This is a genomic window from Halomonas sp. H2 (assembly GCF_050215315.1).
Classification (GTDB): domain Bacteria; phylum Pseudomonadota; class Gammaproteobacteria; order Pseudomonadales; family Halomonadaceae; genus Vreelandella.
This window is the reverse complement of record NZ_CP189760.1, coordinates 3503250-3523546: the sequence shown is the minus strand read 5'-3', so window position 1 is coordinate 3523546 and position 20297 is coordinate 3503250. Positions and strand designations below refer to the sequence as shown.

Sequence of the window (20297 nt, the reverse complement as noted above, 5' to 3'; positions counted from 1 at the left end):
GTCGTTGGAACGCTCGATAAAGCAGTCGGCTAAATCGTTTTTGAGTTGCTTAGTCTGGTTAAGTCGCTAGTCGCGATATCCCTCGATAATGTCATCCGCGATGATCCCTAGGGCGCTCACGCTGGCAGCGGTGACATACCAAGCTTCGGGGTCGACATAGATCACCCGGTTATTTCGCCAAGCGCTGGTTTGGCGTATCAGGGGATTTGCCATGCTACTGGCATCCATGGCGGGCCGGTGCTCCATGACGGCAGTACGATCCACGACATAAATGATGTCGGGGTCGGCCTGTTGAATGAATTCACTGGAGACAGGCTGGCCGTGCATGCTGGTATCGATGCCGGGAGCCGCAGGTTCAACGCCTAGCTCGGTGAAGATGAAACCGTAGCGCGACTGCACTCCGAAGGAGTTGAAAGCGCCATTGTTATGCAGCAGGATAAGTGCTCTCTCTGGTCGGCCCTGAGTAACACGCCTAACTTTCTCGACTGTATTGTCCAGCTCGGCCGTGCGTTGACGGGCCAGCGCCTCCTTGCCAAAGATCTCCCCAAGATCGATGAGATGGTCTTTGATAACGTCAATGTGGTTGCTCTGGCTGTTACGGTAATCCACGTCGAAGTGGAGCGTCGGCGCGATTTGAGTTAATTCGTGATAATGGTTGGCCTGTAACGATGTCATGAGAATTAGATCAGGGTTGGCTCGATGCACCCGCTCAAGGTTGGGGCGCACGATAGAGCCCAGATCTTCAACCGCCGGATTGTGTCGATACTCCTTGAGAAAATGGGGAATAAAGTCCTTCGGCATGCCCACCACTGGAACGTCCAACTGATCCAAAAAGTCGACTTCATTCATGTCGAGCGCTGCGACTCGATGTGGGCGGTGGTCGATCACAGTGCTTCCCAGCGCGTGCTGAATCGTTAGCGGTGTCATGGCCTCCTGTGTGGGCATGTCGTTGGCCTGATCGCACCCTTGCATCAATGCCATCGTAGCGAGAAGGAGAAGGTGTGCCAGGCGGCTACTGTTGAGATATCGCGTCATACCAGGTTTCCTGAGGGCTTGAAGTAATTGCATAGATAGCCGCGCTCGTCACGGGCGACGTCGAAGTTCAGTCCATAAAGCTCACTCAAGCGCTGCTCGGTGATGACGTCGGTGACGTTGCCATCGCAATGCACTGCCCCACCCTTCATGGCGACAATGTAATCGGAGTAGTTGGCGGCAAAGTTGATGTCATGGACGACCAGAATGACCGTTCGTCCATATTCGTCGCAGAGTCGGCGAAGGGCCTGCATGATCTGAACGGCATGCTTGATATCGAGGTTGTTCAGAGGCTCGTCGAGCAGCAGGTAATCGGTTTGCTGTGCAATGGTCATGGCCAGGAACGCCATCTGACGCTGGCCGCCGCTGAGCTCATTCAGATAAGCTCCGCGTAGAGCCGTCAGCGATAGAAACGACAGGGCATCATCGATCACTTGATGATCGTGCTGAGTGAGTGTGCCGTGGGTGTAAGGAAAGCGACCAAAGGCGACCAACTCCTCGACGGTCAGGCGCAAGTTGAATTCAGGCGTTTGTCTCAGCGTGGCCACCCGCTTGGCATACTCGCCGATGCGAATGTTCTCTATCGGGGAGCTGTCAAGCTGAATGACTCCTTGAGAAGGCTTTAGCAGTCTTGCGATCATCATCAGCAGGGTCGTTTTGCCTGCCCCGTTTGGGCCCACCAGTGACGTCAATTGACCCGTCGGGAAGCGGAGATTGATAGCCGATAGCACTGTGCGGCTAGCATAGGTTTTATGAAGGTCTTGAACCGTAATCATGCCGTGCCCCGCGTCCGCACCATCAGCGACAGGAAGTAAGCCCCACATACGAGGTTGACGAGAATGCTGACGGTGGTTTTGTAGTTAAAGAGATGTTCGACCAGCAGTTGGGCGAGGAGGAAAGTGGCGATGGCGATGGCGCATCCTAAAGGCAGTGTGACTCGATGCCGGTAGGTGCCTGCCAGCGCGTAGGCAGTATTGGCCACGAAAATACCCATGAATGCCGTGGGGCCAAGCAGGCTGGTTGAGATGGCTACCAGCGCGGCAATCAAGAAAAGCTGGCGTTGTACGCGGCGTCGATAGTCGATGCCGAGCGAGATGGCCTGCTCCCGGCCTAGCAACAGCACGTCGAGCACCGGAAGGGCCTTGTAGCCCACCAGACAGATCGTGACCACGATGGAGGTAGCGTAGAGCAGTTGTGCAGCGCTGGCTTTGCCGAAAGTGGCTTGGCTGTACCCCAGCAGAATGGAAAATTCGCCCGGGCTCATCTTGAGCTGAATGAACTGCGTAAGGGTGGTAATGACCATTGTCAGCACCAGTCCGACTAGCAGCAGGAAATAGACGTTGTCTCTACCATCGCGAAACAGCCAGCGATGCAGCACCCAGGAGTAGCCAAGCATCAGCAGCATAGAGAGTATGACGTTGCCGTGCTCGCCGAGTACCACCAGACTGCGGGTGCCCAGCATCAGCATCAACAGAGCCTGAAACAGCAGATAGATGGACTCGTAGCCCATGATGGCGGGCGTTAATATCCGGTTGCCGGTAAGACTTTGAAACGCAATGGACGACCAAGCGACGCAGATGCCGCCGATCACCATAGTGGCCAAGCGTTCCAGTCGTTTCGGAATGACATAGTCGAAGTCGAGTCCTGAGCGCACGAAGATAAAAGCGAGCGCTAGAACGATCACGGCTGCCCAAACGGTGTGGCGAGTCTTGGCTGTCATCGTTGTGCTCTCCCGATAATCAAGATCAGAAACAGCACTCCCCCAACGCAAGCCGTTGTTAAGCCGATGGGCACTTCAAAGGGGTAAATCAGCAGCCGACTCACAATGTCGCAGGCCAGCAGCAAGGTTGCCCCCGACAGTGCTACTACTGGCAGTGTGCGAGTCAGGTTATCGCCGTAGTAGAGCGCCACCAAATTGGGAATCACTAAGCCGACAAAGGGCATGGCGCCCACAGCGATGACCGTGACCGAGACCGTGATGGCCACCAGCATCAATCCTAGTATGGCGATGGCAAGATAATTCATGCCTAGGCTCACCGCCGCCGCCTCACCCATGCCCAGTACCGTGAAGCGATGGGCGTAGAGGTAGGTAAGCATCACGACCGGCAGAATGAGGTAGATGATTTCGTAATGGCCTTGCACGATCTTTGAAAAGTCGCCCAGTAACCAGCCCTGCATGCTTTGCAAGATGTTATGGCGGTAGGCGTAGAACTCGGCAAGGGCGCTTAGCATGCCGCCGTACATCAAACCGATGACGGGAATCAGCACGCTGTTGGTGAACTTGATGCGGCGAACAATAGTGATAAATACGACATTTGCAGCGAAGCAAAAGAGCAGCGCGGCAAGCATTCGTAATCCAGCGCCAGCTGCAGGCATTAGGGTTAGCGATACGAGAATGCCCAGTTTAGCTGCATCAAGCCCGCCCGAGGTGGCTGGCTCCACGAACTTGTTACGCACGATGTGCTGCAGAATCACGCCGCAAATCGATAGGCCCACACCGGTCAAAATAACGCTGATGAGGCGCGGCAGTCGGCTGGCTGTGAGCGTCAACCAAGCGCCATCAGACAGAGTGATAAGTTGGTGCCAACTCAACTGCTGCGCGCCTACCAGTAACGATACGCCGCAAAGCAATACAAACAGACAAGGCAGATATCCGCGCATTAGGCGTCTTCTCTCGCTTCGGCATGCGGTGTAATACGCCATGCTTTCGCGGTCTGTCGCTGGTCAAGAAAGGTGGCGTAATGTCCCTTGTGGGCGCGTAGTTCAGCGGGCGTGCCTTGCTCCACGACGCGACCGTTTTCCAGTACGATGATCTGATCGGCCATAGCCACGGTGGATAGTTGGTGAGCGATCACTAGTAGTGTGCGTTGACCTCGTAGCCGTGCCAGTGTCTGAGTAATGATGGCCTGGTTCTGTGGGTCCAGTGCGGCTGTCGCTTCGTCTACCAGCAGGATGGGAGCATCTTTGATCAGTGCTCGAGCGATCGCGATGCGCTGACGTTCTCCGCCGGAAAGGCGGACACCTGCTTCGCCCACCGGTGTGTTCATCCCCATGGGTAAGCGTTCGAGTATCTCAGAGACACCCGCAAGGTCGGCCGCTTCCATCAACTCGGCATCGCTGGCCTCAGGGCGGCCAAAGCGTATGTTGTCGGCAATGCTGCCAGCAAACAGGTGGCTCTCCTGAAGGATCTGGCTAATCTCACCTGCTAGCTGGTCATTAGACATGTCGCGTACGTCGACACCACCAATGGAAGCGCTGCCTTGGTCGACATCAAAAAAACGTGCCACAAGGCGTGCGATAGTGGTCTTGCCCGAGCCCGATTCACCGATCAATGCCGTCATGCTGCCGGGTTTGACCGACAGGCTCACCCCGTTGAGCACATTGGGAGCATCTGCGGCATAGCGAAAATGTACTGCGTGAAGCTCGATCGAGGCATCACGTGGCGACTGAGGTGCGTCTGTCTCGGCTAAGGGGGAGGCGTCGAAAATAGCTTTTATTGCCTCTAGCTGCCCCTTGGCACTGCGGAGAACATCACTATGCTGGGCCACATCAAGCAACGGCTCGATAAACCGGCTGATTAGCAGCAGTGCCGCAATGACGCTGGTGATGTCAGATGCCTTCAGTGGCTCACCCAGCAGCGTATTGGTCCACACCATGATGGCGATCAGCAAGACAGCAAATACCGTCAGTACTGCCCATGTATTGAGTAGCGCCGATAAAGCCGAAAGGCAGGCTAGCCTTGTGCCGGAATGGTGCTGCTTCTCCAGTGCGCTCTCCAGAAAACGCGTACTCTGGCCTTCGCCGCTAAAGGCGCGTAATACCGCCTGTGTATTCGCGAATTCGACAACCCGCTGGCTGGTTGCGGAGAAGTTTTGCTGGAAGGCCCGATCGGCGTGACGGGTGAGCTTGGAAGTGAGCCATAACACGCACATCAGTGGCGCTAATGCTATCAGTGCTGCGATACCGAGCGGTGCGTGTAGCGCTAGCAGTGCCACTATAATAACCAGCGGCACGACCACACCGGTGATCACCGGTGTGAAAACATGGGCGGGAAGTTGGGCTACCGCCATTATACCTTGAGTCACTACATGGCTAAGACGCGCGGTATTGGTGCTGGTAAACCAGCCAACGGGCAGGCGAGCTACATGGCTACCTAGACGGTGACGTCCAGATTGCAGGACAGCGACCCCGACGCGAACGCCCGCCTTCTCTACGTGTGACCGCACTAACCAGCATGCGAGAATACCCAGTAGCAGTACGGCCAACCAGATGCTGGCGTTAGCCGAATCACCAGACATTAAATAGGTGATGATAGGAATAAATGTCAGGATTGTGACGCCGCTAAGCAGACCATAGCCAATAGCCAGCCCGAGATAACGACGAAAGAGTACGACGTCCTCGCCGAGCAGATGAGTCAGTATTTTCAGCACGTTGATACCTCTGATTCCAGCGTTGAGGTGGCGTTGCTCAAGGCCCAAAGGCGGGCATAAAGGCCATGTTGAGTGAGGAGGTGGTCATGGTTGCCCTGCTCGACGATCATGCCGTCATCGAGCACCAGGATCTGATCGGCGTATCGGATCGTATCGAGCCGGTGGGAGATAACGATCAGCGTGCGTCCGCGGGTTAGCCGAGCTAGTGCTTCCTGAATGACCAGTTCGCTACTCGCGTCGACTGCTGCCGTTGCCTCATCCAGCACCAGTAGAGGAGGATCGAGCAGAATGGCGCGGGCAATACTCACACGCTGCTGTTCACCACCAGACAGTTGGATGGTGTCGTCAACGACAGCGTCATAGCCGCCTGGCAATGCGACGATACGCTCGTGGATGTTCGCCGCGCGAGCCGCGTCCTCAATCTCTTGCTGGCTGGCGGAAGGGCGGCCTAAAGCAATGTTGTCGCGGATGCTGGCATGGATTAGGCGAACGTCCTGCAGAACAAAACCGATATATTGGTAAAGTGTCGCCGTTGAGAGCTGGCGGAGATCCACACCGCCTAAGGTAATGTGCCCCTGGGTGGGGTCAAAGAAGCGCAATAGCAGTCGTGCCAGCGTCGACTTACCCGCGCCGGATGGCCCAACAATCGCAGTGACACTTCCTGCGGCAAAAGTGGCGTCGATATTCGACAGCCCACGATGCCCGTTATCATAGGCGTAACTCACGTTGTCGAAACGGATTTCGCTGTTTGCAGGTAGTGGCTGCTGGTTGGAGAGAGGCGCTTGCAAGATAGGCGTCTCAAGCAGCGCTATGACGCGTTGCGCGGCGCCGGTGGCACTGCCCAGGTCGTGCAGTAGGGTGTGAAGCAGCAAGATCGGGGCACAGATACCTGGCGCCACCAGAATGAACGGTACCAAGTCGACGGGAGTCGTCCAGCCGTTGACGACAGAAATCGTTCCGCACAGCAGCGTCAGCCCCAATATCGTCACTGGCGTTACCATCGCATGAGCATGCGCCATGGAGGCGACTAGCGGGCGGGTAAAACGATCAAAAGCAGCGGCAAAGCTATCCACAGCGTCCTGATAGCCGCGATAGGCCTGGCCAGTGGTGCCGAATGCCTTGACAACGGGAATGCCGCTAACGAACTCATTGGTGGCGCTGTTCATGTGCTCAAGCCTTGTGACGAACTCCCCCATGTTGGCTTTGCTGGACTGCATGAGCCGATGCAGAAACAGAAAGAAGCCTGGCAAGGGCAACAGGGTTATCACAGCGATTCGCCAATCCAGCACAAACAGATAAATCACTGAGATCGACAGAGCCCCAAGCGCGCGCCCGACGGCGGTATAGAAGTGCGCGGTTAGGCTGTGCAGCGTCGCAATGTCATCCTGCATCGCTTGCTTGACCTGCCCGGAGGTTTGGCCGGTAAACCAGCCAAGCGGTGCCTGGGCCAAGCGGCTGAGCACGGCCTGACGTAGATGATGTGTCAGACGGTTATCCGCCAGATGCGCGATCAGCTCGCCGAGGAACATGCTTCCCATGCCGATGAAGACGCTGACGATACTGGCTGTTACCACCCACGCGATGTCGCGTTTGCTGCTCGCAGATAACTCCCAGGCTTGGTCTGAAGCGGTGGCGAGGATCTGCGCGATGTGCGCCATGCCGGCTAGCGGTATCATCGTGAAGATTGTGCCGATGCCCGCCAGGGTGGCGGCTATTAAGAGCCGTGTGCGGATGGGGGCCAGTATTCGGCTGATGGGACCTTGGCCAGTCGGCGTGGTTTGCGTGTTCATGAATCGTTGCTACTCGGTCATGGGGCGTTTAAGTGATTACTCTCAGAGCTATCAAGTCGAAAGAACCGGAATTGCCACTGGATATAAACGCGAATTAATCGCGTTTGTGAGATTAATTGAAAATTAGTTTAGTGTCTATAAACTAATTAAAATAGTTGCATGCTGATAAACTAATTGACCCTAGCGGAAGGGGCATGGCTTGATAAAGGACGCTATTAAAAGGAGTGTGTTATGGCAGCGCGACCAGCATCTAAAGTACGCGGGCGGCCACCCACCATTACGCGTGAGCGTATTGCGAATGCGGGTGTCGAGATTGGCCTACCCAATATCACCTTTGTGGGAGTAGCCGCCGCGTTGGGCGTTAGCCATATGGCGCTTTACAAGCACGTCGCTAATCTTAAAGCGCTGAAGGTGGTGGTAGCCGAAGAGATCTTTCGGCGCTGGAGAATTCCGCGTGCTCGTCGAGATGAGCCCGAAGAGCTGCAGGCGTATCTGTTCACTTTTGCTATGTCGATAGCTGAGTTTGTCAAAGTACACCCAGGGCTGACGCCCTACGTGATCCGTCGTCTGGCGGCGACCCAGCCGATGATTGAAAAAATCCATGAGCACCAAGCGCATATTGCCGAGGTCTATGAGATTTCCCAGTTACAAGCGCGTTGGCTTCTGGCGACGGTAGCCTTTCACTGCTTTGCCGTAGCGGACACGATTTACTCGGTGATGGGGCAGGAGCCTGTTGAGGCAATAGATCATGCCGTAGAAGAGGCCGAACTGGAGGCCGAACTGGAGCAAGGTATTCAGGCGCTCATTGCTGGAGCTATCGCCATGCTGGATGATCATCCGCAGGGGCAGGAGTGAATGATCTCCTGGCCTTCGCCAGCGTGAATCGTGGCCGTCCGGTGGCCAAAGGCGAGATCGCTGAGCTTTCCAACGAACTGATCAAACAGCATTTGACCGTTTAAGTTATCCACACCCGGTTCAAAGTCGTGGGTCGGGCTGGAAGGGCAGCGCCTTTGCCGTCGTGATGACTTGATCAAACAGGGGGTGCCCAGGGTTGAGCATGTAGTTGAACTCTCTTGGCACGACCACGCTAGGAATTGCCAGGGCTAAACTGTGGCCGGAGTCCAACCAGCCGTCGCCAAGCTCGGCAGTTTCTGCTGGCGCAGGCGCTTCCCGCCAGTTATCCGGGAGATCGGCTTCTCCAACACCCAGAATGCTATCGGTCGGTAGTGTCAGGCGCAGTAGCGCATAGGCATTGAGCAACTGATAGCTTTCCAGATGCACCATGATTTCAAGCAGCGCCAGCGACTCAGCGCTTGCCACATACACACAGGCCTTACCCGGGCTGTTCCAGCGCCCGCCATAAAGGCGTGCGCCTTCGCCATCGAAAGCGTTGTCCTGATACTTGCGCTTGATCAAGCGGTAAGCGTTGACCTCATTCACGTAGCAACCCCATGCTCCAGTCGCCCAATCAGGTTCAGCACCGTTTGATACTCGGCAGAGGTTGCGCTCATTTCGATGGGCCTGCGCCCGCCCAGGCCAGTATTGGGTTTGAGCAGCCAGGTGCGGGCACCCTCGACGTCGCCTTCAAACAGGTCTAGCGCCGCCTTGAAGAGTTCGGCAAAGCGATATAGCCGGTCGCTTTCCGCCATCTTAAAGCGCCCCGACTTAGCACGGCGGCTCAGCGTGGCCGGGGGAATATCGACGTAGCCTGCCAGCGCCTTCTGTTCGATACCTGACGCCTTAGCCAGTCTGGGGTAGACCCTATACTCAACGCCTTGATGCAAAAGCTCATGCAGCTTGCGGCCTCTGGCAGGCAGGCCGATCTGGTGCCAGAAACCTGATGCCAAGGCTTTGGGTGGCTGGTATTGAGTGAAGTGCATATCCATGGTATTTCTCATTTGATATTTCAATGAACTATCAAATGGTATACGCCTCGCCTGCCCAGACGTCAAGTGAGATGGAAGGCATCGCCTCTAATCTCTTTAGCGCAACGAACTTGGCGCTTCTGGTGTTTCGCGGGCGCGGCGGCGTTTCATGGTCTGGGTGATCACGCCGTAGCGGGGGCCAGCGAGGAAGGCGAGGATTAGGAAAACGCCGGTCATTATCGCCATCATGCCGCCAATGGAGACGTTGAAATACACGGCGAGGTAGTAGCCAGAAATGCTTGAAGCGATCGAAATTAGCGCACCGATGATAAACATCATCCATAGCCGATCGGTCAGCAAATAGGCGGCGGAAGCGGGCACAATGGCAAAGGCGATAAACAGTACTGCCCCCACGGCATCAAAGGCCGCTACGGCGGTTGAGCTAGTTAGCATTAGCAGCACATAGAAAAGAATCGAAGGCATAAAGCCGAACGTTTTGGCCAGCGCTGGATCGAAGGTGGCTAGTTTCAGCTCCTTATAAAAGAGCCCGATAAACGCGTAGTTGAGCAGTGTCATCACGCTCATCGATACCAGCGCCTTGGGGATGGGCAGACCGAAGATGTCGAGAGTATCCAACCAGACAAAGCCGATTTCACCGAGCAGCACAGTATGCGTGTCGATATGCACATCGTTGGCGTAGACATTGAGTAACAGCACACCGATGGAGAAGAGCGCGGGGAAAACCAGACCGATAGCGGCATCCTGCTTTACCCGCTTGGTGTTGGCCAGTGCCTCGGTAAGTAATACGGTTAATAGCCCGGTTAATGCGGCGCCTATTAGCTGTACAGGCCCACTCTGCTGTTTGGTCAGCAGCCAGACAATCACAATGCCAAATACAATTGAGTGACTAATCGCATCAGTGAGCATGCTATTGCCGCGCAGCACAAGGAAGGTACCCACCGCCGAGGAGGCAATGCCAACCATGGCACCTACCAGAATAATGGGCAGCGCCGTGTTGGTTAGTAATTCAGCAATCATGTCACGACCTCTTCGAAGGTGGCGACCACCTGTTTGGCTGCCTTTTCTCCCCGCGATGTTAGCGCCCATCCGGCGCCGCCGTCAGAGGAGCGTATAAGGTAGCCTTGGCGCTTAAGTTTACTCAGCACCATGCGCGCGCCAAATGTTGCGCGGTAGTGTCGGGAGGCGCTGGGATGCTTGTAAAGCGTGTAGAGTAACTGCTGCTTCTGCAGCGCTTCTTTTTGGCGGTAATGCTTGATGAAGCCCCACAGCAGGCCTCGGCCGGGAGCAAGCGCCAGCGAGATGATGACAATAGCCGTTGCGGTGAGAATCACCAGCGGGCCGGTCGCCAGACCACGGGATAGGGTACTAATGGTTGCCCCCGAGACCCCACTGACAATACCGATGCCAGCGGCAATAACCAGCATCCCCCCCAGATGACGGCTCCACTGCCGGGCCGCAGCGGCTGGCGCCACGATCATGGCGGCCATTAATATCACGCCAACCATTTGCAAGCCGACCACCACGGCGAGCGCCACCATAGCGGTAAGCGCGGCTTCGATGGCGTTGACGGGCATGCCGAGCGAGCGGGCGTACTGCCCATCAAAAGTGACCAGCTTGGCTTGTTTCCAGAAGATGGCGAGCAGCGTGAGTGTGAAGAGGGTGATGCTGCCCATTACCCACAGATCCGAGCGTAGCGTAGCAGCGGCCTGGCCGAACAGAAAGGCTTCTAGCCCCCCTTGGGAGGCGTTATTGGTACCCTGGATATAGGTCAGCAGCACGATGCCAATGGCAAAGAAAATGCTTAGGCAAATGCCGAGAGCGGCATCGGTTTTCAAGCGGCTTTTGCGGGTCAGCAGCAGCATCGTCAGCGCGGCTAACGAGCCAGTGGCCAGTGAGCCAATGATAACGCCGCCCATATCCCGACTGCCGGTGATGATAAAGCTTAAACACACGCCGGGCAGCGCCGCGTGGGAGATGGCGTCACCGAGCAAGCTCTGGCGGCGTAACACCGCAAAGCAGCCCAGTGGGCCGCTGATCAGACCCAGTAGCGAGGCACCAATCACCACGTTTTGAAAGGTGTAGTCAGAAAGAAGATCAAGCCACTGCATGGGTTATTTTACCTTCGAAGCAGTGAACATCAGGGCGTCGCTATCGTTCAGCAGGGCAATCTGGCCACCATACGCCTGACGTAGATAATCAATATTAAACACGTCGTCAGCCTTGCCGCTGGCAATCACACGGACGTTAAGCAGCAACAGCCAGTCGAAGTAATTACGTACGGTTTGCAGGTCATGGTGGACAACAATCAGCGTTTTACCCGCATCACGCAAACGGCGCAGAATGTCGATGATGGCTCGCTCGGTGGTGGCATCAACCCCGGCCATGGGCTCATCGAGAAAGTACACATCGGCCTGTTGCACCAGTGCGCGGGCCAGAAACACTCGCTGCTGTTGGCCGCCGGAAAGCTGACTGATCTGGCGGTCGGCGTAGGCGCTCATTCCCACCATCTCCAGGGCTTCCAGTGACTCGTTACGCTCTTTACGCCCTGGGCGCCGGAGCCAGCCCAGGCGACCGTAAAGCCCCATGGTGACCACATCCAGCGCGGTGGTCGGGAAGTCCCAGTCGACGCTGGAGCGCTGCGGCACATAGCCAACGCGCCTGCGCTGTGAGGCGTAGGGGCGGCCATGCACCATGACCTCGCCAGAAAGTGATGGTACAAGCTCCAGCAGGCTCTTGATCAGCGTGCTCTTACCCGCCCCGTTAGGGCCGACAATGCCTGCCATCACGCCGGTAGGAATCTCTAGGTTAATATCCCAGAGAACGGGCTGATTATGATAGCTGACGGTCAGGTTCTGAATGCTGAGCGCCGTGTCGGTTGTTGCGGGTGTCGCCATTGTTGCAGTGCCTTATTGAATGATTAGTGAGCGAGCTTCCACTCGGTAGCCCAATCGTTCATTGCTTCGGGAAGCGGTGCCAGGGTACCGCCAAGCGCTTCGACGATATGCTGGGTGTTGCGGTAGATCATGCCCATATAAGTGCCATCGACCGTGTCTGGGTCGCCCATGGCATCGGAGTAGAGTTCACCGCCAATTTCGACAACCTGGCCCCGCTGTTGGGCGGCATCAATAACGGCTTGAACCGTGCGCGGATTAATAGTGCTCTCGATGAAAAGGGCCGGAACCGCGCGATCCACCACAATATCTGTCATGTTGCGAATATCAGCAATACCCGTTTCCGTTTCTGTGCTAATGCCCTGTATGCCTTCCACGTCGATATCGTAGGCGCGGCCAAAGTAACCAAAGGCATCGTGAGCGGTGACCAGAATGCGTTGCTCATCGGGAATGCTGGCGATACTGTCTGTCACCCATTCGTGTAGGGCAAGCAGTTGAGTCTGATAGCGCTCGGTATTGGCATCAAACGTCGCGGCGCAGTCGGGGCGTGCTTCACTCAGCGCGGCATTGAGCGTGGGCAGTGTTTGTGCCCATAAAGAAACGTCCATCCACAGATGAGGATCAATGCCGTACACATCCTGTGAGGTAATCAATGATGCAGGGTCAATCGAGGCAGGGGCGACGGCAAGCGTAGGTGTGCGCTCGGAGAACCTTTCCAGTACGTCGCCTAGCTGACCTTCCAGCGAATAGCCCGAGTAGAAAATCTGTTCTGCGTTTCGCAGCGTTGCCACATCGCTAGCGCTTGCCTGATACAAATGAGGGTCTACGCCTGGGCCCATCATGGCTTCCACATTAACGCATTCGCCGCCTACTTCCTGCGCCACATCGGCGATCATACCAATCGTTGCCACCACGTTTAAGGGGGGGGTATCGGCAGTTGCCAGCGCACTTAAAGGCAGCGTTGTTAATAGGATCACTGCATGCTTTGTTGCCATTATTTAGCTCCAGACTCGTCATGAGGTAGATGGGGTAAATTGCTTTGTGTAAACTGATTGTCTTAAGGAAAGAAGTATAGCCTTGGCTAAGTTTGTGACGCGATTAATCCAATGTCAAGCAGATAAACGGCGTTGAGGTAAGCTGAAAGGGGAGCCCGGGTGATGGCACGAATAAACATTAGGCGCATGGGAAAATGGTGCGTTGGTGGAAAGGCACCATTTTCCCAGCTCCTCATTAATTAGCGCATAGAATTGATGATAAGGAACGATTTGTTGAGCAAGGCTTAGGCAGTTTGACTAGCTAAACGCCGTTCCTGTAAGCGTTGAACGACAAACCAGTCAACGATAAGCATAAAGATCAAGGAAGCGCCGACGAGCGGAAAAATAACTCCCCCGATCACCAGCATGACAGTCAGGCCACGAAACACCCGTTTATCGCTCGGTAGTGGTGGGACTCCCATCGCGCCTGAGGGGCGTCGCTTCCACCACATCACCGCCGCTGACACTGCCAGCAGAATAATGGCGAGGCAGACCGTCAAGAACAAGAGTTGATTGAATAATCCAAACTGCTGACCCATATGCACGTTAATACCAAATTCCAACCAGCGGCCCAAGGGTCCATAGTCGGCATAGCTCATGTCGATCAAGCGCTCGCCAGTGTACTGATCAAGGTGCACCACGCGCTGTTGGCTAAGGTCATTGGGATAGACCGAGCCGGTGTACACACCGGTTGCCGTAGTCGGCAGGCTGACAGCATAGCCATTATGTAATCCCAGTTCATTGAAAATGGCGACAGCACCGTCAAGGCCGATGCTCTCTGCCTGACCTGGCTGCTGTGAGGATTCTGGGAGTTGTGCCTGTTCGAGTGACCAATTGGTTGGGCTTTGTTCGTTTAAACGTGCCTCCGACATGGGCACTTCAACGCGCACCCCGGCGGGGTAGCCAAAATTGTTACCGTTGGCCCACTGGTTAACCTGCCCGCCCCATACGCCCGACCAGGGCATGCCCGTGATTGCCAGAAAGACGATAAAGGCGCCGACAAATAGCCCGGTAACCGCATGCAAATCGCGCCAGAATACCCGGCTTTTCGGCTTGCCACGTACGCTAACCACGCCGCCTGCGCCTTTACGCCGTGGCCGCCACAGGTAGATGCCGGTGAGCACCAGTAGAATTGACCAGCCGCCAGCTATTTCAATCAGTTTGCGCGCCGTTGGGCCAAAGTATTTCAAACTGTGTAAATAGCGAACGGTCCACATGACTGTGCCGCGGTCATCCAGTGCTCCCAGTACATTTGCCGTGTAAGGGTTAACGTAAACCGCTAATCGCTCGCCCTCCGCTGTGTTAACCGTGATCTCCGCGGAGCTATCCGGCGTCGCGGGGTCGGTGAATTTTACGGCGGTGCCGGGATGAGCCGTCAGCGCTGCACTTACCAGTGCAGAGGGAGGCAGCGTGGCCTCTTGAACGGCCACGCGCTTAACATCAGCGTGTATCAGCGCGTCCAGCTCGTCTTTGAATAAATACAGCCCGCCAGTAATCGCCAGACTAATCATAAACGGCAGCACCAAAAGGCCAGCGTAAAAATGCCAGCGCCAAACGGCGCGATAAAGATCGAAGGTTTTGCGTTTACCTTCTTGTGAGGGGGACGCGGTCGTCATGTAGTGTCTCCAGACCACCAGGCAACGAGCCTGCTGGTTTAATGAATCAGGGGAAACAGCTGCTCTACTGAGCACCTGAGTGAATCAGAAGCTGAAGTCGGCCCGTGCCCACACCATCCGGCCGGGCTCGTTAATACCGCGATCCAGATCAGCGGGGTAGCCAAAAGCGGCGTTACCCGCTAGGTTCAGGTGCTCGGTGTAGGTGGTGTCGAAAACGTTATCCACACCCACACTCAAGGTTAGGTGGTTGCTTGCGTGATACGCGCCATTAAGCGAGAACACCCCGAAACCTGAGGATGATTCCAGGTCTTGGCCGACGACATTGCCTTTTTCGAGCGCAGTGCGGTTTTGTGCCGCGACGCCACGCCATAGGCCGCCCACGGAGTAAGCGTCGCGTGCATAGGTCAAGCCAACATTAGCTTCCAGCGGTGGGATTTGAGGTAAGGCTTCATTGTCGTCGGCATTACGTCCCCAGGCATAGGCCAGGGATGCATTGCCCACCCAGTTGTCGGTTATTTGATAGCTGGCGCCCACTTCGGCACCTGCAATCTGGGCATCAATGTTATCGATTTGAGTAGTGCCCATGCCCGCTGTGTTGTAATCAAACAGAATAAAATCGTTTACATATCCTGCATATCCGGACACCCACGCGCTCAAGCGCTGGTCGTTGTACTGAGCACCGATATCCAACTGGGTGGTTTTTTCGGCTTGAACGCCATCGAAGGCATTCAAGCTGCCGGCCGGGCCTGCTTTGTTGGAACTTAGCTCCCAATAGTCAGGAAAGCGTTCCACATGCCCAACACCGGCATACCAAGTGATTGGTGCTGAGGCTAAATCTTGCTCGTAGCGGACAAAGGCACTGGGCAGAGTGTCACGGCGGGTAAGGCCTGCGGTAGCCGTATCCAGGCTCTCGTCACTGACGCGATAGCGGTCTACCCGGGCACCACCAATCAGGCGGTCACGTTCACCTATATACCGGGTGACCTCGCTGAAGGCGCCGAACTGGGTCTGCTCGTAATCGGGTTGCCAGCGCTCTCCATCCAGGTTGCGGTGTACCTGATGTTCAGCGTCGACGCCAGCGATCCAGGTGGTGTTTTCCCACTCCCAGGTGGACGCAGCGCGCGCACTTCGAGTACGGCGATCAACCCGCATGGCCATGCCGTTACTCATATCCATGCCGCCGCCCATGTCCATGCCGCCGCCCATGTCCATGCCGCCGCCCATGTCCATGCCGCCGCCCATATCCATGCCGCCGCCCATGTCCATGCCGCCGCCCATGTCCATGCCGCCGCCCATATCCATACCGCCACCCATGCTCATGCTGCCCGGTGAACGAAGGGTAAAGTTATCCATAATATGGTCGGCGTAGGCATAGTTGGCCTGCATTTCAAGACGTTTCCAGTGCTCGCCTAAATTCTCGCGCTGAAAACGTATGCCCACGGTTTCGCGCAGAAACTTACTGCCATCCATGCCCCGTCCGGCATAGCGCGCTTCGCCGTCTCCTCGGCCAGCGGTGACTTCAAGCCAAGTGTCGTCGTCGGGTGTCCAGCCTATGGCCACGTCGCCGTTCCATTTATCCCACTGAGAGGGCACAGCGTTGCCGTCGCCATCTTTATAGTCGTTGGCCTCTGATTGGTTGCCAGTAATGCGCAGATAGCCTGTTTGATTACCCACTGCGGCATCAATGCGGCGATCAAAGCGACCATAGGTGCCCAGCATGACGCTGCCATCTACACGTGCGCCCGGTTCATGGAACTCTTCTGGGCCGCGGTCAAAGCGCACCGTTGCCGCTGAGGCACCTGGCCCCCATAGCACCGACTGTGGCCCTTTGGTGACGGTGAGGCTGTCGTAATTTTCAGGTGAAATATAAGACGTCGGCGCATCCATGCGCGCCGGGCAGGCGCCTAGCATTTGGCTGCCATTGGTCAGCACCCGTAGACGCGAGCCAAACATGCCACGGAAAACCGGGTCACCGTTGGTGCCGCCGTTACGAATGGCAGAGAACCCCGGAATGGTCTGAAGGTAGTCGGCACCGTCGCTGGCAGGGGCCGGTTGGCGCGGTATGCGTGGGTCAGTTTCCACCGTAAGTGGCGAGCTTAGCGGTACAGCGGTGACGACCATGGTGTTGAGCGCATGATGATGGTCGTGGTGAGCGGCAGGCGACTGTGCCCATGTGCTTTGAACAGCCACGCTCGATGCCGCGGCGATGCTTAATGTTAGTGCGTGTCGTTGAAAACGATTTTTTAAACGGGCAGGCGTAACGACGCCATGCCCAGTAGCTAGATGCGACATGATGATCCCTTTTTTTGATGTAGACAGCCACTCGCCTGAAGCGAGCTTCAGGCTGAAAGGGCTGACGATGTGGCGTTATACACGTCGCAAAAAGGGCGGAGCTCGCGTTAGCGCGTGGGGGTAGTTATCACAGGACCGCATCGCCTGTGTCGGTTGCGTCAGCAGTTGCCCATGCGTGATAAACGCTTGCTGGCTGATCGCGGGAAGAACGGTTGGTGTCGTTGGAAACTGTTGCCAGACGGCGCAGTAGCCACATTGGTGAAACCAGTTGAATATCGGCTCTACCGCTTCAGCATGGCCTGAAGAGTGGTGATGTTGACTTGCTTGCGGGGCCGCGTGCTGATGATGGTTTCCGTTCTGGTGACTTGATGGATGGCTAGAGGAGTGGTCAGTGCCGTGGTTAGCGTGATGTTGCCCACCCGCTTGATACTGCGAAATTAGCGGCCCGCCCAGTAGCAGATGCATCGCCAAAAACGCCATATAAAGCGCTATGCGATACCAAAGAGTCCCTACTGAACGTGATAAGTGCATTTACTCGATACGCTATTTGGGCCGTGTTATGTTGTTTCATATAGAGTGCTTGGCAATTTTAGCTGAAATTTCCTTATGAAAATGTGAGGGCGGTGCGGTCAATTGACACGTAGGGGCTATTGGCGTCGGATAAAACGAGTGCTAAATCAATTCATAGCTCCTACGTTGTGTATTAGTAATGCAAGATCGATACACTGCGCACTAGCGCTGTCACCTGCTTACCTACAGCGAGTTTCATTTCATCTGAGGACTTGCGAGTTAAGCGTGATCTAAGGTGAATAGAGCCAAGGCTCAACAGCAGCTCCACCGAGTGTGGGCTGGTGGGCAGCGTTTCCATTTTTTCAATGGTAGCCGCGAGCTGATTACGGTAGCTGGTGTCCTTTGTAGGTGAGAGTGCCAAGGCAATATCCCGCGCAAAGATACGTACGCGCAAACGGCTGCCGATAGGCGCTGATATACCCGGTATTATTAATTGGTGACACTTATCAAGCGCAAGATGGGTTAGCTGGTATACATCGTCATGTTCGACAACTCGACCTTCGATAATCGACGCGGCATCGAACCCTCCCAGCTCCTCGGTTAAATCAAAGCGCTGCAAAAGATCATGCAATGGATCGCTAGCGATAACGCACCCCTCTTTCATCAGTACGAGATGATCAGCAATTGCAGAGATCTCTTCGGGGTCGTGGCTGACGTAAATCACCGGGATTTGAACCTGGCGAGTCAGTCGCGCAATGAAGCGCAACAGCTCTTGCTTACGTGGCCCATCCAATCCGGAGAGTGGTTCATCCATTAGCAGGAGCTTAGGATCGCTCAGTAGTGCCCTGCCTATGGCGACTCGGCGAGCTTCGCCGCCCGAAAGGGTACCCGGTATCCGCTCAAGTAAATGCCCGATGCCAAGCAGTTCGACAATCTCATCGAAGCGGTGAGTTGCTCGTTTAGGCATGCCGTAGGTGAGGTTGCCTCGCACTCGGTAATGAGGAAAAAGACGCGCCTCCTGGAACACAACGCCAATGCGCCGTTGATGGGCGGGTACATTCTGGCGCTGTTGGGTGTCTAGTAGCACCTGGTCGCCGAGCTGCAGTTTGCCTACGACGGGTGTGTCCAAGCCTGCAATAATGCGCAGTAGGCTGGTTTTGCCGCTTCCTGATATGCCAAAAATACCGGTCACACCGCTAGCGGGCAGCGTGAGCGATGCTTGCAGCTGGAAGTTGCCAAGACGCTGTTCAACAGAGAGCGATAGCGATGAATGGGAAGAGGCGTCGGGAGACGTTGGGTTAGTAGGCATCACGTTCCTGTAAACGCTGTTGGGTGCGGCGCGCTAGCCATTCGGAGGCAATTAACGAGAGCAGGGCAATAATGATGGCGAGAAAACATAGCCGTGCCGCAGCGGCTTCCTGACCGGGTGTCTGAATTAGCGTATAGAGTGCTAGGGGTAAGGTGCGCGTTTCACCAGGGATATTAGAGGCGAAAGTGATAGTGGCACCGAACTCGGAAAGTGCGCGAGCAAAAGCCAGCACGGTGCCTGTTAGTAGGCCGGGGATCGCCAGCGGCAATGTGATGGTGGTGAATACCCGCCAGCGACTAGCGCCTAGCGTGCTGGCAGCCGCTTCGAGTTTGGGGTCAACGGCCTCAAGGGATAAACGCAGAGCCCTCACCAGTAATGGAAACGCCATTACGCCGCTAGCGACGGCTGCCCCTTGCCAAGTAAATGGCAATGATACGCCTAAGTTGCTGTAAAGCCATTGGCCAAACACCCCTTGCCTGCCCAAGCCAATTAACAATAGATACCCCACAACCACGGGCGGCAGAACCAGTGGCAAGTGTATCAAACCATTGACCAATGCTTTCCCGCGAAAATGATAGCGGGCTAGCCACCAAGCGACGGCAATGCCCGGGGGCAATATCCATGCAACCGCCGCTAAGCCGATCAGTAAGCTTAGGCGAATAGCCTCCCACTCCGCTGGAGAAAGCGTCACGGTGCACTGATGCTTGTGTCAAAGCCGTGCTCGGCAAAGATAGCGAGGGCTTCTTCACTGGTTAACCATGCCCGTAGCGCCACGGCAGCAGCGTTTTGCTCGGCATCAATCAGGGCGATGGGGTACGTAATGGGGTCGTGGCTGGCGGCTGGGAATAACCCAAGTACCCTGATGGCCTTGCTGGCAAAAGCATCCGTTTGATACACCACACCGATGGGTGTTTCTTCACGCTCTACCAGCGCTAATGCAGCGCGCACATCATTGCCACGGGCTAGGCGCGGCGCTAGAGCTTCCCATTCGCCCAGTGTCTCCAGTGCTTGCTGGGTATAGATACCGGCCGGTACATGGTCTGGGTCTCCCACGGACAGTCGGTCGCGCTCGCCTAATAGCGTTTCAATAGCGATGCCTTCCCCCGGGGTGAACTGCATTGGCACGCTATCGCTGGCACTAACAAGCGCCAATCGATTTTGCAGTAAATCCCTACGTTGCTGCACATTGATATGCTGATCTTCAAGCCAATCCATCCACGTCACATTTGCGGAAAGAAATAGCTGCGCGGGACTGCCGCTGGCGATTTGTCGAGCAAGGGTAGACGACGAAGCATAAATCGCGGTCACATCAACGTCATTATGTGTTTCATAAACCGCAATGGCATCGTTTAGCGCATCGGTCAGCGACGCAGCGGCTGCAACGTGCACATTGTCGCTCGCGAGCGCTGATGCCGTCGGAAGGCTAAATAGAATAACGTTGGCAAGCAGGCGATTGTTCACACCGAAGTTAAGCATCGTTTTATTCCGCTATTTCCACATGGATATA

19 protein-coding genes are annotated in these 20297 nt (G+C 55.8%); 2 read left to right on the top strand and 17 right to left on the bottom strand.

All coding sequences use genetic code 11. The annotated features are described in order from the left end of the window. Window positions 1-66: 66 nt before the first annotated feature. Genes ACQE2I_RS16315 through ACQE2I_RS16290 form a run of 6 tightly spaced genes read right to left on the bottom strand, consistent with a single transcriptional unit; the run spans window position 67 to window position 7252 of the window. Complete coding sequence (locus ACQE2I_RS16315) at window positions 67-1035, bottom strand: siderophore ABC transporter substrate-binding protein (protein WP_427029092.1); 969 nt, start codon at window positions 1033-1035, stop codon at window positions 67-69. Beyond that, window positions 1032-1808 (bottom strand): ABC transporter ATP-binding protein, encoded by a 777-nt coding sequence (locus ACQE2I_RS16310; RefSeq protein ID WP_427029091.1) that lies wholly within the window; start codon window positions 1806-1808, stop codon window positions 1032-1034. The genes ACQE2I_RS16315 and ACQE2I_RS16310 overlap by 4 nt, the downstream gene beginning before the upstream one ends. Continuing rightward, window positions 1805-2752, bottom strand: a complete 948-nt coding sequence (locus tag ACQE2I_RS16305) for an iron chelate uptake ABC transporter family permease subunit (protein WP_427029090.1) — start codon at window positions 2750-2752, stop codon at window positions 1805-1807. Before ACQE2I_RS16305 ends, ACQE2I_RS16310 begins: the two co-directional genes overlap by 4 nt. Then, entirely contained in the window at window positions 2749-3693 is a 945-nt protein-coding gene (locus tag ACQE2I_RS16300) for an ABC transporter permease (RefSeq protein ID WP_427029089.1), read from the bottom strand. Before ACQE2I_RS16300 ends, ACQE2I_RS16305 begins: the two co-directional genes overlap by 4 nt. Next, on the bottom strand, window positions 3693-5462 hold the full coding sequence (locus tag ACQE2I_RS16295) for an ABC transporter ATP-binding protein (RefSeq protein WP_427029088.1): 1770 nt from the start codon (window positions 5460-5462) through the stop codon (window positions 3693-3695). Before ACQE2I_RS16295 ends, ACQE2I_RS16300 begins: the two co-directional genes overlap by 1 nt. After that, window positions 5456-7252 carry an ABC transporter ATP-binding protein gene (locus ACQE2I_RS16290; RefSeq protein WP_427029087.1) on the bottom strand — a complete coding sequence of 599 codons (1797 nt, stop codon included), beginning with the start codon at window positions 7250-7252 and terminating at the stop codon, window positions 5456-5458. The genes ACQE2I_RS16295 and ACQE2I_RS16290 overlap by 7 nt, the downstream gene beginning before the upstream one ends. Window positions 7253-7483: 231 nt before the next feature. Between ACQE2I_RS16290 and ACQE2I_RS16285 the strand changes: the two genes are divergently transcribed. Continuing rightward, window positions 7484-8107, top strand: a complete 624-nt coding sequence (locus ACQE2I_RS16285; RefSeq protein ID WP_193068474.1) for a TetR/AcrR family transcriptional regulator — start codon at window positions 7484-7486, stop codon at window positions 8105-8107. Between the two features lie 120 nt (window positions 8108-8227). Here ACQE2I_RS16285 and ACQE2I_RS16280 read toward each other — a convergent pair whose 3' ends face one another. From ACQE2I_RS16280 to ACQE2I_RS16245, 8 genes are all read right to left on the bottom strand, one after another. Beyond that, on the bottom strand, window positions 8228-8692 hold the full coding sequence (locus ACQE2I_RS16280; protein ID WP_193059661.1) for an RES family NAD+ phosphorylase: 465 nt from the start codon (window positions 8690-8692) through the stop codon (window positions 8228-8230). Next, window positions 8689-9138: a type II RES/Xre toxin-antitoxin system antitoxin gene (parS, locus tag ACQE2I_RS16275; RefSeq protein ID WP_038479340.1), complete on the bottom strand. Its 450-nt coding sequence runs from the start codon at window positions 9136-9138 to the stop codon at window positions 8689-8691. The genes ACQE2I_RS16280 and parS overlap by 4 nt, the downstream gene beginning before the upstream one ends. Window positions 9139-9234: 96 nt before the next feature. Further along, a complete protein-coding gene (locus tag ACQE2I_RS16270) occupies window positions 9235-10155 on the bottom strand; it encodes a metal ABC transporter permease (protein ID WP_193059660.1) in 921 nt (306 codons plus the stop codon). Beyond that, a complete protein-coding gene (locus tag ACQE2I_RS16265) occupies window positions 10152-11246 on the bottom strand; it encodes a metal ABC transporter permease (protein WP_193059659.1) in 1095 nt (364 codons plus the stop codon). Before ACQE2I_RS16265 ends, ACQE2I_RS16270 begins: the two co-directional genes overlap by 4 nt. 3 nt (window positions 11247-11249) lie before the next feature. Beyond that, complete coding sequence (locus ACQE2I_RS16260) at window positions 11250-12032, bottom strand: metal ABC transporter ATP-binding protein (protein ID WP_193059658.1); 783 nt, start codon at window positions 12030-12032, stop codon at window positions 11250-11252. 23 nt (window positions 12033-12055) lie between these two features. Next, on the bottom strand, window positions 12056-13024 hold the full coding sequence (locus tag ACQE2I_RS16255) for a metal ABC transporter solute-binding protein, Zn/Mn family (protein WP_193059657.1): 969 nt from the start codon (window positions 13022-13024) through the stop codon (window positions 12056-12058). 284 nt (window positions 13025-13308) lie between these two features. Next, the gene (locus ACQE2I_RS16250) at window positions 13309-14679 is read right to left on the bottom strand and encodes a PepSY-associated TM helix domain-containing protein (protein WP_427029086.1); all 1371 of its coding nucleotides are present in this window, start codon (window positions 14677-14679) and stop codon (window positions 13309-13311) included. Between the two features lie 84 nt (window positions 14680-14763). Beyond that, window positions 14764-16971, bottom strand: coding sequence for a TonB-dependent receptor domain-containing protein (locus tag ACQE2I_RS16245; protein ID WP_427029085.1), 2208 nt, complete (start codon window positions 16969-16971; stop codon window positions 14764-14766). Window positions 16972-17142: 171 nt separating this feature from the next. On the opposite strand from ACQE2I_RS16245, the gene ACQE2I_RS16240 reads away from it, so the two are divergent. Further along, window positions 17143-17274 carry a hypothetical protein gene (locus ACQE2I_RS16240; protein ID WP_427029084.1) on the top strand — a complete coding sequence of 44 codons (132 nt, stop codon included), beginning with the start codon at window positions 17143-17145 and terminating at the stop codon, window positions 17272-17274. Window positions 17275-17674: 400 nt separating this feature from the next. Here ACQE2I_RS16240 and modC read toward each other — a convergent pair whose 3' ends face one another. Genes modC through modA form a run of 3 tightly spaced genes read right to left on the bottom strand, consistent with a single transcriptional unit; the run spans window position 17675 to window position 20266 of the window. Further along, window positions 17675-18790: a molybdenum ABC transporter ATP-binding protein gene (gene modC / locus ACQE2I_RS16235; protein WP_427029082.1), complete on the bottom strand. Its 1116-nt coding sequence runs from the start codon at window positions 18788-18790 to the stop codon at window positions 17675-17677. After that, entirely contained in the window at window positions 18780-19481 is a 702-nt protein-coding gene (modB, locus tag ACQE2I_RS16230; RefSeq protein WP_125752723.1) for a molybdate ABC transporter permease subunit, read from the bottom strand. The genes modC and modB overlap by 11 nt, the downstream gene beginning before the upstream one ends. Then, window positions 19478-20266, bottom strand: coding sequence for a molybdate ABC transporter substrate-binding protein (gene modA / locus ACQE2I_RS16225; RefSeq protein WP_427029081.1), 789 nt, complete (start codon window positions 20264-20266; stop codon window positions 19478-19480). The genes modB and modA overlap by 4 nt, the downstream gene beginning before the upstream one ends. Window positions 20267-20297 lie beyond the last annotated feature (31 nt).